Raw genomic sequence first — 16,196 nt, 5'->3', positions numbered from 1 at the left:
TCAGCTTCTGGGGGTTGACGGGACGCGGCCGGCGCGCAGCGTCGAGCGGATTTCATAGCGGTCGCCCCGCATGATCGAGACGGTGAATTCGAACGGGCCGCGCTCGTCGGTGGTGATGCGCTCGACGACGAAAGCGGGACTGCCGGCCGGGAGATCGAGCAGTTCGGCATCCGCCGCGCCGACGGCGCCAACGCGGTAATTCTCCCGCGCGGCCACCGGCACGATGCCGTAATGGCGCCCCAGCGCTTCGTAGAGCGAGCCCTGTAGCAGGCCGGCGTCGAGGAAGCCCGGCACGCGCACGGCCGACAGCTGCGCCGTCTGGATGCCGATCGGCTCATTGTTGCCGAGCCGCAGGCGCCGGATGCGCACCACCGGATCGCCCTCCTCGATCTCCAGCGCGCCGGCGGCGGCGGCATTGGCCGTGGTCAGGCTGCAATCGAGAAGGCGCGAGCCGGCGACCACGCCCATATTGCCCATCTCCTGGGTGAAGCTGGTCAGCTCTCGGGTGCCGGCGACCAGCGTGGTCGAGCGCACGAAGGTGCCGCGGCCATGTTCGCGGCGCAGCAGCCCGGCCTCCTCGAGATTGCGCAAGGCATGGCGCAAGGTGATGCGGCTCACGCCGAACAAGGCGCACAGCCTGTCCTCGGCCGGAATCTGGTCGCCCGTTGCCCATTCGCCGCTCTTGACGATGGCGCGGATCGCTTCCTCGACCTGATACCAGAGCGGCTCCGGCCTTCTGCGGTCCGGCTGCTGAAAGCTCGCTTCGCTCATCGCACCTGCCTCCACCCTTCCCCCACACGGCCGGCCAGCGCCGCGCCGACTAGTCCCGCCCCCGGACCGAACTGGCCGGGCTGGATCTCGATGCCGCGCAGATGCGAGGGCAACTGACGGCGCAGCGCCGCCAGCAGCGGCGGCCGCATCACGTCCAGCGCCTCGGCCAACCCGCCTGAGATCAGCACGGCCTGTGGATCGAGCAGCGCCACCGCACCGGCAAGTGCGGTGCCGAGCTGGCGTGCCGGCACTTCAAGCAAGGTCTGCGCGGCGAGTTCGCCTGCGCGGGCAGCGGCGATCAGCTGGCGGCTGTCGGCGAGCCCGATCTGGCCGGCAAGCGCATCGAGCGCCCGACCGGAAGCGACACGCTCCAGCCAGCCGCTGCGTTCCGCGCCATCGTCCTTGATGTCGGCGCAGGCCCAGCCGAAGGAGCAGGCGCCGCCATGCGCGCCGGCAACGATGCGGCCATTGGCCAGCACTGCCGAACCGATGCCGGTGCCGATGGCCAGCAGGATCGCGTCAGACATGCCTTTGGCGCTGCCTTCGACGGCTTCCGCCAGCAACGCGATCTGCGCGTCATTGCCAAGCGCGATGCGCAGGTTTGGAAAGAGGGCCTGGAGATCGACGCCGTCGAGGAACGGCAGGTTCGGAATCCAGCGGCAGGCCGAGCCCTCGACCAGCCCCGGCACGGCGATGCCAAGCGCCTCGACCGGGCCGGTTTCCGCGCACAGCGCGTTGATGCGGGCGACAAAAGCATCGAGGCTTGCCGGCGCCGGCTCACGGCTCAGCACCTTCAATGCGGCGATGTCGCCGGTCGAGATCGCGGCACGCAGATTGGTGCCGCCGAGATCGATGGCCAGAACCCGCGTCATCGGCTCGACCCTTTGCCGAACGGTGGCGAGAACAGGCCGCTGCCGGCATTCCAGGAATGCGACGCCGCCGCGAAAGCCTGGGCATAGCGCGTGCCGCGCAGGCAGCCCCGCAGCCGGTAGAGCGCGCTGTAGTAATCGACATAGGGGAAGCTGCTCAGGCCACGCGCCAGCTCATATTCCTGGACCGCGTCGGTCCAGGCCTCGAAGCCGTCGCTGACATCGACGAGATGCTCGGGGCGGAAACCGTCATCGTCCTCCCAGTTCTCGCCGAACAGGAGCAGCTGCGGCGTGTGCGCCGCATGATCGCTGGCAATGGTCGGCAGGGCGGCGAAGAAGATGCCGGTCTGCGTCAGATGCGCGGCGGCGCGATGGTCCTTGTGCCAGCTGCCGTGCCAATGGGTGATGACGATCTCGGGCTTCAGCTCGCGAATGACGTCGCACACTTCCAGCGCCGTCTCGTCGTTGGAAGGCAAGAAGGCATCGCGCAGGCCAAGACTGCGCGAGGTGACGCCAAGACGCGCGGCCGCCCTGCCCGCTTCTTCTTCCTTCTGCACGCAATAATGCTCGGGGATGAGGCAGGGGTGCCCCTGTTCGCCCATGGTCAGATGCAGGAAGGTTACCGCGGCCCCGCGCTTGACGGCGGCCGCCGCCAACGGCCCGGCGATCACCTCGGCATCTAAGGCATGCGCGCCGATCACCAGGATGGAGTGTGCGGCGTAGATCCTGTCCTCGATCATTTCATGCCTCCCCCGGCGCCGACGCCTTCGCGAATCTGGCGGGCGAGCAGACAATACATGATCAGGATGGGCGCCATGGAGATCGCCAGCGAGGCGAACACCAGGCCCCAATCGGTGCGGAACTGGCCGACGAAGACGCTGATCGCCAGCGGCACGGTCTTGTAGCGATCGTCGAAGATGAAGATCAGCGGGAAGAAGAAATCGTTCCACACGGCGATTGCCGTGAAGATGGCGACGATCGACACCGCCGGCTTCACCATCGGCAGGATGATCTGGAACAGGATGCGAACCTCGCCGGCGCCGTCCATGCGCGCCGCCTCGTCGAGTTCGGAGGGTAAGACGCGCATGAAATTGGCGAAGATGAAGACGGCGAAAGGAATGCGGATCGCCGAATAGACCAGGATCAATCCGGTCAGCGAATCCAGGAGGCCGAGATTGCGCATCAGCGTGAACAGCTCGACCGAGGCCAGCCGGATCGGCAGCATGATGCCGGACAGGAACAGGCCGAGCATGACGGCGTTCCAGCCGAGCCGGTAGCGGCTCAGCGGATAGGCGGCCATGGCCGAGACGACGATGGTGAGCACCACCGCAGCGCCGGTGACGATCAGGCTGTTGAGGAAATTATGGCCCAGATTGGCGCGCGTCCAGGCGTTGACGAAATTGTCGAGTGCCCAGCTCCGCGGCAGGCCAAGCCGGTTGTCGTAGATCTCGGCCGTGGTCTTGAAGCAGGAGACGACGAGAATGTAGAGCGGCAACAGCACGGCCGCCGTCCACACGGCCAGCACCGTCCAACCCGGCAGCCGCGCCAGCTGCCGCGAGAGCGCCGGCCTCCCCGAAATCGCCAGCGCGCTCATAGCTGCACCGTGCGGCGGTCGAAGAAGCGCAGCATCATCAGCGTGCCGAGGCTGAGGATGAGGAACAGCATGGTGCCCAGCGCCAAAGCGAGCCCGATATCGGTGATGCCGACAGCCCCCTCCGCGCCGAAGGCGAGCCGGTAGAAGTAGGTCACCAGCGTGTCGGTCGAATAGCTCGGATTGCCCTGCACACCCTGCATGACATAGACGATGTCGAACTGGTTGAAGGTGTTGATGAAGGACAGCGTCGTCAGCGTGCCGAGCGCCGGCATCAACAGCGGCAGCGCGATCGAGAACAGCATGCGCGCATTGCCGGCGCCGTCGAGCTTCGCCGCCTCGAAAATCTGGCCGGAAATCTGCCGCAGACCCGCCGTGTAGATCAGCACCGGCAGGCCCATCCAGTTCCAGGCGTCGACGGCGATCAGCATGCCAAGCGCCGTATGGCTGTTGCCGAGCACGGTGAGACTGCCCTGGTGCAGGCCGAGCCCGTTCAGCGCCCATTCGACGACACCGCCCGGCGCCAAAAGCAGCCGCCAGAGCGCGCCGACGATGACCGGGCTCAGCACCGCCGGGAAGAAAAAGACCGACTGAAAGAAGGCGGTCCCTTTGTCGCGCAGGAACAGCAGCCAGGCAAACAAAAGCCCGATGCCGTTCTGGAAGGCCATGATGCCGAAGAACCAGGCGGTGTTGTGCCAGAGCGCGCCGTAGAGACGCGCGCCGCTGGGGAAAACAAACAGCCGCGAGAAATTCGACAGGCCGGCGAATTCCACCATGCGCAGCCCCTTCCAGACAAAGAAGCTACCCCATAGCGACATCGCCAGGGGATAGAGGACGAACAGGGCATAGACCGCCAGCGCCGGCAGGATGAACAGCACGGCCATGCGCTGCTGCGTGCGCTTCAGGCTGCTTGTGCGGCGAAGGGTGGTCATGCGCTGTTTGTGTCCGGACGAGAGGCCGGCCGCGATGCGACGGGCCGGCTCCTTACTGTTTCGGCTTGAACCAGGTGGCGACGGCGGCCTGCATGTCGGCCGCCAGTTTCTCCGGCGCGATGTTGCCCTCGACCATGTCGATGATCTCCGACTGCAGCACCGAAGAGGCCGTCGGCGACTGCCAGCGAAAGCCGACCAGCGTCAGATAGGGCGTCGAGTTCTTCGACATCGCCATCATCTCGGCCAGCACCGGATCCTTCACCGTGACATCGGTGCGGGCCGGCGGCCAGCCGAGCTCGTCGGCGAACATCTGCGCGAATTCGGCCGAAGCCATGAAGCCCAGCACTTTGGTCGCGGCCTCCTTGTTTTGACTCTCCGAAACCAGACCATAGGAGCCGTCGGAGAAGGCTGAGGTGTAGAGCTTTGCCCCGGCATCGTCGGCCGGGAACGGGAAGATCGAGAATTTCAGCTTCGGGTTCTGCGCCTTGAAGCTGCCGTTCTCGAACGAGCCGCCGAGGAACATCGCCGCCTTGCCGCCAATGAACTGTTGCGTGGCGGTGGTGTAGTCGATGCCGGCGAAGCCATCAGGAAAATAAGGCTTCAGCTCGGCGAAGCGCTTCAGCGCCGCGACATAGCGCGGATCCTCGAAGGTCGCCTTGCCGGTCATCATCTCGTCGTAGAAGCCCGGGCCGTAGACGGTCGGGCCGATGACGCCGACGCCGATCTCAAGCTCCCAAGCCGAGCCGTTGGCGCCGCCGGTGGCGATCGGCGTGATGCCTGCGGCCTTAAGCTTCTCGCAGGCGGCGACGAAATCCTTGTAGGTCTTGGGGATTTCGATGCCCTGGGCGGCGAAGATATCCTGGTTATAGAAGACGCCCATCATCGGCACCGAATAGGGCACGCCATAGAGCTTGCCGTCGGTGCGGCCGCGCGCGCCGCCCAGCGCGGCGTCCGCCATGTTCTTCAATTCGGGCACGCTGTCGTCGAGCGCGTCGAGATAGCCGGCGTCGACGAAGGGCTGCAATTCACCGTAGGCCTTGAGCTGGGCGATGTCGGGCCCGCGGCCGCCACGCAGGGCGGTGCTCAGCCGGTTCTGGTAATCGGCGTCCGGCGTGAACTGGATGTCGACCTTGATGCCGGGGTTCTTGGCCTCGAAGGCGTCGAAGATGCGGCGCATCGCGGCCTCGTCCTCCGTGCGCCAGCTCCACAGTGTCACCGTGCTGTCGGCCCTCGCCGGCAAGGTGATGAGGACGCCGGCGCAAGCAGCGGCAAGGCCGCCGATCAGGCCAAGGGCGGCGCGCCGGTGAAGTGAAAGCATGCTCATTGCCAGTCTCCCATTGTTTTCTGTCCTTGGCGTCCCGAGGCGCTGCGACGCCGCGAAAGAGTCATTGGCTCCAGCAAAGTCATTATAACGACATAGCAGCGTTCGCAAGAGGTCTGGCACACCTCCTGGATGGCTCCAGCGAGGAAAAACGGGCAACCAGATGCCATCAACATTTTGTTTTCAAACGACAAAACTATCGTAACCGACAAGGCGGAAGAATCTGAAACCGGTCAATACAAAGCTTTTTCGCCGACAGGCTCTTGCGCCACCGCCTAAAGTTGTCATAACGTCATGGTGATCGATAGGAGGATGAGGAATGTCGTTTGCCTGGACTTCGAAACTGGCGCTGGCCGCGGGCCTGGCCATCCTGCCTGCCACGGCATGGGCGCAATCGGTCAACATCTCCTATTTGACGCACTGGTCGCCGGAGACGGTTGCGCTGCTGGAGGCTGCGGCCAAGGATTATGCCAAGGCCAATCCGGACGTCAGCGTCACCGTGCGCGCCGTGCCCTTCGGTGATCTCCTGACCACGCTGCGCTCGCAAGGCGGCGGCTCGGACGGGCCGACGATCGGCGGCATCTACGATCTGTGGCTGCCGGAACTCGCCCGCGACAAGCTGGTTGCGCCCGCGCCCGACGCGGTGGCCAGCGAGGTCAAGGGCGCGTGGCCGGCGGGCGTCACCAGCGCTGCCTCTGTCGGCGGCAAGCTCTATGGCATTCCCAACGAGATCGACGTCTATGCGCTGAACTACAACAAGGCGCTGTTCAAGCAGGCGGGTATCGCGGCACCACCCAAAACCTGGGACGAGTTCAAGGATGCGGCGAAGAAGCTGACCAACAAGGAGGCCGGCGAGCAAGGTTTCGGTATGATCAACAGCTGGGCGGCCGGCGTCGTCCATCCCTTCGCTTCGCTGCTCGTTTCCAACGGCGGCGAGCTGGTCAAGGACGGCAAGCCGGCGCTGGACAGCCCGCAGGCGGCACAGACCTTCCAGCTCTATGAGGACCTGATCAAGTCGAGCGCCAGCGTGCCGGCGATGGCGACGGCGGATGCCAACACCACGGGTCCGTTCCTCGACAATTTCGTCTCCGGCAAGACCGGCATGATCATCATGGCCAATTGGTGGGAGAGCGCGCTGAAGACCGGCATGGGCGATAAATTCGCGGACATCGCCACCGCGCCGATCCCGGTCGGCCCGAGCGGCGACAAGCCGCATTCGATCTCCTATTCCTGGATGACCGTGGTCAACGCCAATGCCGGCGCGGCCGAGCAAAAGGCGGCGTGGGAATTCCTGGCCTGGCTGAACAATCCGAAATCCGGCAAGAACGGCGCCTCGGCGATGTCCGACATCCTGATGTCGATGGGCATCCTGCCCTCGCGCCTGTCCGACATCGAGGCGCACAAGGACAAGCTCGGCTCGGAATTCCTCTCCGGCTATGTCAGCGTGCTGACCGATGCCAAGCCGTTCCCGGTGGTGCCGGGCGGACAGGAATTCTCGGAATCCCTGCAGCAGACGCTCGAGGCGTTGCAGTATGGCCAGGTCTCGGCCAAGGATGCGCAGGCGACGGCACAGGCTGACGCCACCTCGATCCTGGAGCGCGCCGCCAAATAATGATCCAGAGGTACCGTGCCTCGGCGGGCATCATGCTTGCGCCCGCCGTGACGCTGATCGGCATCTTCATCCTGTTGCCGATGCTGCTCACCGTCTGGCTGTCCTTTCAGGACTGGTCGACGCAGACGCCGTTTTCCAGCGCCAGCTTCATCGGCCTCGACAATTTCCGCGAGATCTTTGGGGCCTCCTCGGTCGGGCGTGACTTCAAGGGCGCGCTCACCAACACCGCCATCTACACCGCGCTCTCCGTCATCCTCATCCTGCCGCTGTCGGTGGCCTTCGGCCTGATGGTTTACCAGCATGACGTCGCCGGCGGCACGGCGCTAAGGACGGTGCTGTTTTCCACCTACATGGTGCCGATGATCGCGGTGGCGCTGGTCTGGTCGAAGCTCTATTCGCCGAGCGAGGGGCCGCTCAACCAGATGCTCGGCCTCATCGGCATCGGCCCGCAGCCCTTTCTGTCGTCGCCGCGCTCGGCGCTGGTCTCGATCGTCTTGCTCAATGTCTGGCAGCAGATGGGCTATTTCACCGTGCTGGCGATCGCTGGCCTCACACAGATCCCGGGCAGCCTCTACGAGGCGGCCAAGCTCGACGGCGCCAATCGCTTGGAGCAGTTCCGCTTCATCACACTGCCGCTGATGCGGCGCACGCTTTTGTTCAGCGCCGTCATCGCCATCATCAACGCCGTGCAGGTGTTCGAGCCGGTGGCGCTGATCACGCAGGGTGGGCCGGTCGGCTCGACCAATGTGCTCACCTACCACATCCGCCGCGTCGGCATCGAACGCGCGCAAGGCGGACTGGGTTCGGCGATGGCGGTCATGCTGATGCTGTCGCTGATCGTCGTGGTCTGCGCGCTGTTTGCCCTCGCCAACCGGAAGGATCAGGAATGAGCGGGGGATCGTCGAGCCGGCTGTCACGCAAGCGCCCGTCCGGCCGCAAGGCGCTGCTGGCGACGCTGATGCTGCTGGTCGCCGTCGCCTCGGCCTTCCCGCTGGTGTGGATGGTGCTGTCGAGCCTGAAAACCCCGGCCGAGAGCATGCAGGTGCCGCCGGTGTGGATACCGCACACACCGAGCCTCGACGCCTATGAAAAAGTTTCCGGCGTGGTCAATGTCGGCCGCTCGATGTGGAACTCCCTGGTCATCGCCACGATCACCACCGCCGGCATCCTGAGCACCAGCATGATGGCCGGCTATGCCTTCGCCAAATACCACTTCCCCGCCAAATCGCTGCTGTTTTCGCTGCTGATCGCCACCATGTTCCTGCCGCCGATCGTGACGTTGATCCCGCTCTATCGCCTCGTCGGCTCGATCGGGCTCAATGCCAGCCTGGCCGGCATCATCGTGCCCAATCTGGCCAATGCCTTCGGCATCTTCCTGATGCGCCAGTTCATCGCCGGCGTGCCGGACGACCTCATCGACGCCGCGCGCATGGACGGCGCTTCGGAGTTGCTGATCCTGTTCAAGATCGTGGCGCCCAGCGTCGCGCCGGCGATCGCCGCACTCGCCCTGTTCGCCTTCGTCTACCATTGGAACAGCTATCTCTGGCCGCTGACCGTGCTGCAGGGCAATGCCGACGCCTACCCGATCGTCATCAGCCTGAGCCGGCTCTTGAGCTACAATCGTGGCGCGGTGAATACCGGCCTGGTGATGGCCGGCGCGACACTGGCCGTGCTGCCGCCGCTCATCCTGTTCGTCCTGCTGCAGCGCTTCTTCGTTGATTCCATCGTCGGCTCGGCCATCAAGGGATAAAGTAATTCCAGGAAAAGCGTTGAGCGGTTTTCCGTCCGGATTGCGTCAAAGAAAGAGCCTTCACCAGGGCAGGCCGACATAGTTCTCGGCGAGCGCGGTCGACGCGGCCCGCGAGTGCACGAGATAGTCGAGTTCGGCTTCCTGGATGCGCTGACCGAAATCGCCTGTATCGGGGAAGCGGTGCAGCATGGTCGTCATCCACCAGGAAAAGCGCACCGCCTTCCACACCCGCGCCAGCGCCTTTTGCGAATAGGCCTCAATGCCGGCTTGCGACTTCTCCACGTAGAACTGGCGCAAGCCGGCGAAGAGATAGCGTACATCGCTGGCGGCGAGGTTGAGACCCTTGGCACCAGTCGGCGGCACGATGTGGGCGGCATCGCCGACCAGGAACAGCCGGCCGAAACGCATCGGCTCGGCGACGAAGGAGCGCAGCGGCGCGATCGACTTTTCGAAGGATGGCCCGGCGGTGACGCTTGCCGCCGTCCGTTCCGGCAAGCGGCGGCGCAGCTCGTCCCAGAAACGGTCGTCGGACCAGGCCTCAACCCGGTCATCTTGCGGGCACTGCACGTAGTAGCGGCTGCGATGCGTCGAACGCATCGAGCACAGCGCAAAACCCCGCTCGTGATTGGCGTAGACCAGTTCGTGATCGGCCGGCGGCACTTCGGCGAGCACGCCGAGCCAGCCGAACGGATACTGCCGCTCGAACGTTTTCAGCGCGCGCTCCGGCACCGATTTGCGGCTGACGCCGTGATAACCGTCACAGCCGGCGATGAAATCGCAATCGATGCGATGAGAGACGCTGTCCTTGTCGTAGGTGACGAACGGTGCGGCGCCATCGAAACCATGCAGCGCAACGTTGGCCGCCTCGTAGACCGTGGTCAGCCCGACCGCCTCGCGCTTGTCCATCAAATCATGCGTCACTTCGGTCTGGCCATAGACGGTGACATGCTTGCCGCCGGTGAGTGCGGCGAGATCGATGCGGTGCAGGCGCCCGTCGAAAGCCAGCGAAATGCCGGAATGCGGCAGGCCTTCGGCATGCAGCCTTGCGGCAACACCAGCCTCTTCCAGCAGTTCCACCGTGCCCTGTTCCAGCACCCCTGCCCGCACGCGGCCAAGCACATGCTCGCGGCTCGATCGTTCCAGAATGACCGTCTCGACGCCGATGCCGGCCAGAAGCTGGCCAAGCAGCAGGCCGGAGGGTCCCGAGCCGATAATGGCGACCTGCGTGCGCATCAGTGACCGAGGCTTTCGATCTGTCCGGCCAGTTCGGCGGCGAGCCGCAACGACGCGGCGCTGGCGACGACCATCTGTGGCAGCAACAGCCATTCCAGCATCCAGGCCGCGCCCGAGCGCTCCTGTTCATGCACCAGTGCCTGATGCATGCCGGAAAGCTGCATGGCGTTGAAGCGGGCCAGCGCCACCAGCGCCTCGGCCTTCACCGGGTTCTGCTTGTGCGGCATGGCCGACGAGCCGCCGCCGCCGGAGAGCGTGATGTCGATTCCGCCCTGCGCCATCAGCGCGATGTCCTGGCCGAACTTCCCAAGGCTGCCGGTCAGCAGCGACAGCCAGCCGGCGAAGTCGGCGAGCGTGTCGCGCTGGCTCTGCCATTGCGCTGCATCGGCAAGGCCGAGTTTTGCGGCAAGCGCGGCGCGCACCGCCGGCCCCTTGTCGCCGAGCTTTTCCAGCGTGCCGGCGGCGCCGCCGAATTGTACCACCAGCAGGCGAGTGGATTGTTCCGACAGCCTCTCCTGATGCCTTTGCAGCGGCGCCCGCCACGCCATGACGCGATCCGCCACCTTGACCGGGATCGCCGGCTGCATGCGGGTCATGCCGGCCAGTGCCCTGCCGCCAAAGCGCTGCTCAAGCGAGGTGAGGCGCAAAACGGTTTCGGTCAGCAGCAGGCCGATATGCTCGACGATCGCTTTCAGCCGAAGCACCAGGCTCGTGTCGATGACGTCCTGGCTGGTCGCACCGAAATGCACCATGTCACCATGCGGTTCACCGACCGCCACCCTGATCTGGCGCACCAGTTCCGGCACCATGACGCCGTCCTTGGCGACACCCGCCCTGAGCAAGGCGGTGTCCGGCCGGAACGTGCCAAGCGCCGTCACAATCGCTGCCGCGGCATCCCTGCCGATGATCCCGTTTCGGGCCTCCGCTTCCGCCAGCGCACGCTCGAACGCCAGCGCTGCCTCGATTTCCGCCTCGACGGAAAAATGCCGCGATGCTTCCTCATCACCGAGGAGAGCCGAGAGCAGCGGATGGTCAAAGGGCGATACGGTCATGTCTTGCTTCTCCTGACCATCAACTGTCGAAGAAGACCGTTTCCTTCTCCCCCTGGAGATGGACATCGAAGACGTAAATGTCGCCCTGGCGCTCGGCGATCAGCGTCGGCACGCGGACGCGGTGCTCGATGCGCGCCAGGATCGGATCCTCGCCATTGGCCTTTTGCTCGTCGGAGAAATAGAGCCGTGTGTGCAGGCCGACATTAATGCCGCGCGCGACGATCCACAGTGTGACGTGCGGCGCCATCAGCCTTCCATCCCGGAACGGCACGCGGCCGGGCTTGATCGTCTCGAATGCACAGACGCCGGTTTCCATGTCGGTCGGGCAGCGGCCCCAGCCGAAAAAGTTCGGATCGGCCGCGCCGCGCATCTCGGTCGGCGAATTGTAGAGCCCGTCCGCATCCGCCTGCCAGATCTCGATCAAGGCGTCCTTGAGCGGCGTGCCGGTGCCGTCGAGCACGCGGATTTTGAGACCGATGCGCTCGCCCTTGGTCTTGTCGCTGACCATGGTCGAGCCAAGATCGGTCGCATAGACGCCACTGATGCCGCAGAAGTTCGGCGTCAGCCCGATATGGACGTATGGTCCCGCGGTCTGCGAAGCGCTTTCCCTGAGCCGGTCGAGCGACTGGGCCATCAATTGCCCTCCGGCCGGTTTTCGAACAGCGACGAGCGGCGGCCGCGCAGCACGATGTCGAACTTGTAGGCGAGCGCATCCATCGGAATGGTCGCCTGCGTGTCGAGGATGGCCGTGAGCGCCTCGATGGCCGCCTTGTCGGCGATGCCGCGCACGATCGGGCACTTCCAGATCAGCGGGTCACCCTGGAAATACATCTGCGTGATCAGCCGCTGCGCGAAGCCGTGGCCGAAAACCGAGAAATGGATGTGCGCCGGGCGCCAGTCATTGGGACCATTCGGCCAGGGATAGGGCCCGGGCTTGACGGTGCGGAAGGCATAGCCACCATCCTCGCCTGTAATGGTGCGGCCGCAGCCACCGAAATTCGGGTCGAGCGGCGCCAGATAGCCGTCCTTCTTGTGGCGGTAGCGGCCGCCGGCATTGGCCTGCCAGAATTCGATGAGCACGCCGGGAACGCCAATGCCTCGCTCATCGAGCACACGCCCATGGACGATGATGCGTTCGCCGATGGCGCTCTCGCCCGGCCTGGCGAAATTATGGATCAGGTCGTTGTCGAGCTCGCCCAGCATGGCGTGGCCGAAGGCCGGTCCGGCTATTTCCGACAGCGTGTTGTCGAAGGACAAAAGCGCCTTTTGCGGCGAGCGCAGCACCGAACTCTTATAGCCCGGCGTCAGCGCCGGAGGATGCCATGTCCTTTCGCGCTGGAAGAAGGTGCCGGTTTCGGGCTTCCGGTTCGAGCCGGACTCAGAGGGCATTGTCGGCTCCGTCCATTTCCGAAAACACGTCCTTGGCTATTCTGAAGGCACGGTTGGCGGCCGGCACACCGGCATAGATGGCGACATGCAGGAACGCCTCGCAGATATCGTCGCGCGTCGCACCGGTGTTGGCGGTGGCGCGCACATGCAGGGCGACCTCCTCATCATGGCCGAGTGCCGCCAGCAGCGCCAGCGTGACGATCGAGCGCTCGCGCTTGCTGAGGCCCGGACGGGCCCACACAGTGCCCCAGGCCGCCTCGGTGATCAGTTCCTGGAAGGGTTGATCGAAATCGGTGGCAGCGACCTCGGCCCGATCGACATGCCGATCGCCGAGCACCGCGCGGCGCACCGCGAGGCCAGTGCGATATCTGGCTGCGTTGCCGGGGACTTCATCCATGGTTTTCTGCTCCAGGGGCAAGCGATGCGACAAAATCGCGGATCAGCGCGGTGAGCGCTTCAGGCTGTTCCACGCAGGGAATATGTCCAGCGTCGCGGACGATCTCGAAACGCGAACCGGGGATCAGAGCGGCCAGCGAGCGGACGAGAGAGGGCGGCGTCGAGCCGTCCTGGTCACCGACGACGCAGAGCGTCGGTACCGCGATGCGGCGTGCTGCATCGGTAAAATCGGCGGCGCGGATGGCTGCGCAAGTCCCGACGTAACCGGCGACAGCCTGCCGGGTCATCATGTTCCAATAGCCGTCCAGTTCGGCCACCCGCGCGGTGTGGAAGGCGGGAGTGAACCACAGTTTGAGCACGCCATCGGCAATGGCCTGGATGCCCTTGCGTTCGACGACCGCGATCCGGGTGTTCCAGCTCTCGTTGGTGCCGATCTTGTGGGCCGTGTCGCACAGGATCATGGCCTCGACGATGCCTGGGCGCCTGGCGTAGAGCCCTTGCGCGATCATGCCGCCGACCGAAAGGCCGCACAGCACGACCTTCTTCAAGCCGAAATGATCGATGAGCGCCGAGAGATCGTCGACATGATCGTCGATCGACTTGATCTCGCCGATGTCGGACAGCCCGTGGCCGCGCTTGTCATAGACCAGCAAGGACATTTCCCCATCGAGCGCCGAGACAATATCGTCCCAGATGCGAAAGTCGGTGCCGAGCGAATTGATGAATATGAGCGCGCGCGCATTGCCGGGGGCCTTGAGGTGGCGATGATGCAGCGTGATGCCGCCAATGGTGACGAATGACACGATTTCGATCCTCCACCTCCACATTGCACAAGGCATTTGGTTCGGTAAAATGATATTTTGCGCCATTTCATTAACTCGGGGGTTATCAAATCCATGGCCGAGAGCCGCATCCGCTTTCGTCATCTGCAGGCCTTCCTGGAGGTCGCGCGGCAGGGCAGCGTTGCCCGCGCCGCCGATTTCCTGCATGTCAGCGCGCCGGCGGTGACCAAGACGTTGCGTGAGCTGGAAGAGGCGCTCGGTGTCGCCGTTGTCGAGCGTGACGGGCGCGGTATCCGGGTCACAAGGCTTGGCGAGATCTTCCTCAGCCATGCCGGTTCGGCGATCACGGCGTTGAAACGCGGCGTCGATTCGGTTCGCCAGGACGACGCCATCAACCGGCATCCGATCCGCATCGGCGCGCTGCCGACCGTGTCGGCGAAGGTCATGCCCAAGGCCATGAGCCTGTTCCTTGGGGAAAATACCGGCGCGGCGATCAAGATCGTCACCGGCGAAAACGCGGTGCTTCTTGAGCAATTGCGCACCGGCGCGCTCGATCTTGTCGTCGGTCGGCTGGCAGCGCCCGAAAACATGACCGGCTTCTTCTTCGAGCATCTCTATTCCGAACAGGTGCTGTTCGTGGTGCGGGCCGGACATCCGCTGCTCGAACCGGGAGCGGATATCTTCGCCAGGCTCGATGAATTCCCGGTGCTGATGCCGACCCGGGAATCCGTCATCCGCCCCTTCGTCGATCGCCTGTTCATCACCAACGGCATGACCGCGCCGGCGACCGAGATCGAAACCGTCTCGGATTCGTTTGGCCGCTCCTTCATGCGGCAGAGCAATGCGGTGTGGATCATTTCGGCCGGCGTGGTTGCCAACGAGATCGCCAGCGGCGCCTTCGTCTCCCTGCCGGTCGACACCGAGGAAACCAAGGGACCGGTCGGCCTGACGATGCGCACCGATACGGCGCCATCGCCGGCCTTCACCATCCTGCTGCAGACCATTCGCGAGGCGGCAAGGCCGGGCAGGTGAGGCGTCGGACCATTCGGACCGCGCTTCGTCTTTGCCGAAAATCCCCTAACCCAGCGGTTAATGAAACACCGCAAAATATCATTTTACCGAACCAAAACGCTGGTGCACTGTGCCGATGGAGGAGCCACAGAGGGAGGAACGCATGACCCATTCTATCGGCAGCAGATCCAGCATTCGCGACATTTCGCGACGCCAGTTCATCGCCACCTCGATCGCCGGCGGCGCGGCCCTTGCGCTCGGCGGCAAGAGCGCTTTCGCCCAGGCGGGCGAAACGCTCAAGGTCGGCTTCGTCAGCCCGCGCACCGGGCCGCTGGCTGGCTTCGGCCAGACCGACGGCTATGTGCTTGACCTTGCCCGCAAGGCGCTGGCCGGCGGCCTTGAGATCGGCGGCAAGAAGTACAGCGTTGAAATCCTCGACCAGGACACGCAGTCCGATCCCTCCCGCGCCGGCCAGCTCGCCAAGGACCTGATCAACAACCAGGCCATCGACCTGATGCTGGCGGTGTCGACGCCCGAGGTGATCAACCCGGTGGCCGATGCCTGCGAGGCCGCGGGGGTGCCCTGCCTGTCGACCGTCATGCCGTGGGAGGCCTGGTATTTCGGCCGTGGCGCGAAACCCGGCGCACCCTCGCCGTTCAAATGGACCTATCATTTCGGCTTCGGCGTCGGCGAGTTCTTCAAGACCTATATTTCGCAATGGAACCTGATCGAGACCAACAAGAAGGTCGGCGTCATGTATCCCAACGACGCCGACGGCAACGCCATCCGCGCCAACCTGGCGCCGCTCCTGGCCAAGCAAGGTTTTACGATCGTCGACCCCGGCGCCTACGAGACCGGCACCACCGACTATTCCTCGCAGATCGCGCTGTTCAAGCAGGAGGGCGTCGAGATCTTCAACTCCTTCCCGATCCCGCCTGACTTCGCCGCCTTCTGGCGCCAGGCGGCACAGCAGGGCCTGATCAAGCAGATCAAGATCGCCCAGGTCGCCAAGACCGGCCTGTTCCCGTCCGACATCGAGGCGCTCGGCGACCTCGGCATGAAGATTTCGAGCGCTGCCTATTGGCACAAGGCCTTCCCCTACAAGTCGCCGCTGACCGGCGTTTCGGGTGCCGAGCTCGCCGACGGCTACGAGGCAGCGAGCGGCAAGCAGTGGACGCAGCAGCTCGGCGCCTCGATGTCGCTGCTGGACGCCGGCTTCGAAGCGCTGAAGGCCAGCACCGACGCCAAGGACAAGGCGGCGGTGGCCAAGGCGCTGAGCACGCTGAAGACCGAGACTATGATCGGCAAGGTCGATTTCACCAGCGGCCCTGTCGCCAATGTCTCGCCCGGCCCGATCATCGGCACGCAGTGGGTGGCCGCCAAGGAAGGCAGCAAATTCCCGCTCGACTATGTGGTGACCGAAAACGCCACCGATCCGAAGGTGCCCGTCGAAGCCAAGCTCCAGCCTTACAACGGCTGATGGACCG

Annotated in this window: 17 protein-coding genes; 5 read left to right on the top strand and 12 right to left on the bottom strand. The window is 64.7% G+C overall.

All coding sequences use genetic code 11. The features are described 5' to 3' along the window. Genes CK226_RS04835 through CK226_RS04810 form a run of 6 tightly spaced genes read right to left on the bottom strand, consistent with a single transcriptional unit; the run spans position 1 to position 5,487 of the window. Positions 1–771: a GntR family transcriptional regulator gene (locus CK226_RS04835; protein WP_095791196.1), complete on the bottom strand. Its 771-nt coding sequence runs from the start codon at positions 769–771 to the stop codon at positions 1–3. Further along, the gene (locus tag CK226_RS04830; protein ID WP_095791195.1) at positions 768–1,643 is read right to left on the bottom strand and encodes an ROK family protein; all 876 of its coding nucleotides are present in this window, start codon (positions 1,641–1,643) and stop codon (positions 768–770) included. The genes CK226_RS04835 and CK226_RS04830 overlap by 4 nt, the downstream gene beginning before the upstream one ends. Further along, positions 1,640–2,380 (bottom strand): PIG-L family deacetylase, encoded by a 741-nt coding sequence (locus CK226_RS04825; protein WP_095791194.1) that lies wholly within the window; start codon positions 2,378–2,380, stop codon positions 1,640–1,642. Before CK226_RS04825 ends, CK226_RS04830 begins: the two co-directional genes overlap by 4 nt. Continuing rightward, positions 2,377–3,234, bottom strand: a complete 858-nt coding sequence (locus CK226_RS04820; RefSeq protein WP_095791193.1) for a carbohydrate ABC transporter permease — start codon at positions 3,232–3,234, stop codon at positions 2,377–2,379. Before CK226_RS04820 ends, CK226_RS04825 begins: the two co-directional genes overlap by 4 nt. Further along, positions 3,231–4,163, bottom strand: coding sequence for a sugar ABC transporter permease (locus CK226_RS04815; RefSeq protein ID WP_095771219.1), 933 nt, complete (start codon positions 4,161–4,163; stop codon positions 3,231–3,233). The genes CK226_RS04820 and CK226_RS04815 overlap by 4 nt, the downstream gene beginning before the upstream one ends. 52 nt (positions 4,164–4,215) lie before the next feature. Beyond that, positions 4,216–5,487 (bottom strand): extracellular solute-binding protein, encoded by a 1,272-nt coding sequence (locus CK226_RS04810; protein WP_095771220.1) that lies wholly within the window; start codon positions 5,485–5,487, stop codon positions 4,216–4,218. 316 nt (positions 5,488–5,803) lie between these two features. On the opposite strand from CK226_RS04810, the gene CK226_RS04805 reads away from it, so the two are divergent. Genes CK226_RS04805 through CK226_RS04795 form a run of 3 tightly spaced genes read left to right on the top strand, consistent with a single transcriptional unit; the run spans position 5,804 to position 8,846 of the window. Then, positions 5,804–7,096 carry an extracellular solute-binding protein gene (locus tag CK226_RS04805; RefSeq protein ID WP_095791192.1) on the top strand — a complete coding sequence of 431 codons (1,293 nt, stop codon included), beginning with the start codon at positions 5,804–5,806 and terminating at the stop codon, positions 7,094–7,096. Further along, positions 7,096–7,986 carry a sugar ABC transporter permease gene (locus CK226_RS04800; protein ID WP_095771222.1) on the top strand — a complete coding sequence of 297 codons (891 nt, stop codon included), beginning with the start codon at positions 7,096–7,098 and terminating at the stop codon, positions 7,984–7,986. The genes CK226_RS04805 and CK226_RS04800 overlap by 1 nt, the downstream gene beginning before the upstream one ends. Then, positions 7,983–8,846: a carbohydrate ABC transporter permease gene (locus CK226_RS04795; protein ID WP_095771223.1), complete on the top strand. Its 864-nt coding sequence runs from the start codon at positions 7,983–7,985 to the stop codon at positions 8,844–8,846. Before CK226_RS04800 ends, CK226_RS04795 begins: the two co-directional genes overlap by 4 nt. A 60-nt stretch (positions 8,847–8,906) precedes the next feature. Here CK226_RS04795 and pobA read toward each other — a convergent pair whose 3' ends face one another. From pobA to pcaD, 6 genes are read right to left on the bottom strand one after another with little or no spacing between them, the layout of a single operon-like run. Next, positions 8,907–10,079: a 4-hydroxybenzoate 3-monooxygenase gene (pobA, locus tag CK226_RS04790; RefSeq protein ID WP_095791191.1), complete on the bottom strand. Its 1,173-nt coding sequence runs from the start codon at positions 10,077–10,079 to the stop codon at positions 8,907–8,909. Further along, positions 10,079–11,131 carry a 3-carboxy-cis,cis-muconate cycloisomerase gene (locus CK226_RS04785; protein ID WP_095771225.1) on the bottom strand — a complete coding sequence of 351 codons (1,053 nt, stop codon included), beginning with the start codon at positions 11,129–11,131 and terminating at the stop codon, positions 10,079–10,081. Before CK226_RS04785 ends, pobA begins: the two co-directional genes overlap by 1 nt. Before the next feature lie 19 nt (positions 11,132–11,150). Beyond that, entirely contained in the window at positions 11,151–11,765 is a 615-nt protein-coding gene (gene pcaG, locus CK226_RS04780; protein ID WP_095791190.1) for a protocatechuate 3,4-dioxygenase subunit alpha, read from the bottom strand. Further along, entirely contained in the window at positions 11,765–12,520 is a 756-nt protein-coding gene (gene pcaH, locus CK226_RS04775; protein WP_095791189.1) for a protocatechuate 3,4-dioxygenase subunit beta, read from the bottom strand. The genes pcaG and pcaH overlap by 1 nt, the downstream gene beginning before the upstream one ends. After that, complete coding sequence (gene pcaC, locus CK226_RS04770) at positions 12,510–12,917, bottom strand: 4-carboxymuconolactone decarboxylase (RefSeq protein WP_095791188.1); 408 nt, start codon at positions 12,915–12,917, stop codon at positions 12,510–12,512. The genes pcaH and pcaC overlap by 11 nt, the downstream gene beginning before the upstream one ends. Further along, positions 12,910–13,743: a 3-oxoadipate enol-lactonase gene (pcaD, locus tag CK226_RS04765; protein ID WP_179300968.1), complete on the bottom strand. Its 834-nt coding sequence runs from the start codon at positions 13,741–13,743 to the stop codon at positions 12,910–12,912. The genes pcaC and pcaD overlap by 8 nt, the downstream gene beginning before the upstream one ends. Before the next feature lie 69 nt (positions 13,744–13,812). On the opposite strand from pcaD, the gene pcaQ reads away from it, so the two are divergent. Together pcaQ and CK226_RS04755 are read left to right on the top strand one after the other, a co-directional pair. Further along, a complete protein-coding gene (pcaQ, locus tag CK226_RS04760) occupies positions 13,813–14,730 on the top strand; it encodes a pca operon transcription factor PcaQ (protein ID WP_095791187.1) in 918 nt (305 codons plus the stop codon). A gap of 142 nt (positions 14,731–14,872) precedes the next feature. Further along, complete coding sequence (locus CK226_RS04755; RefSeq protein WP_095791433.1) at positions 14,873–16,189, top strand: ABC transporter substrate-binding protein; 1,317 nt, start codon at positions 14,873–14,875, stop codon at positions 16,187–16,189. The last annotated feature ends 7 nt before the right edge of the window (positions 16,190–16,196 follow it).

It is taken from the genome of Mesorhizobium sp. WSM4311, from assembly GCF_002295115.1.
Classification (GTDB): domain Bacteria; phylum Pseudomonadota; class Alphaproteobacteria; order Rhizobiales; family Rhizobiaceae; genus Mesorhizobium.
The sequence above is the reverse complement of the archived record's forward strand: the minus strand, read 5'-3'. Positions and strand labels throughout refer to the sequence as shown.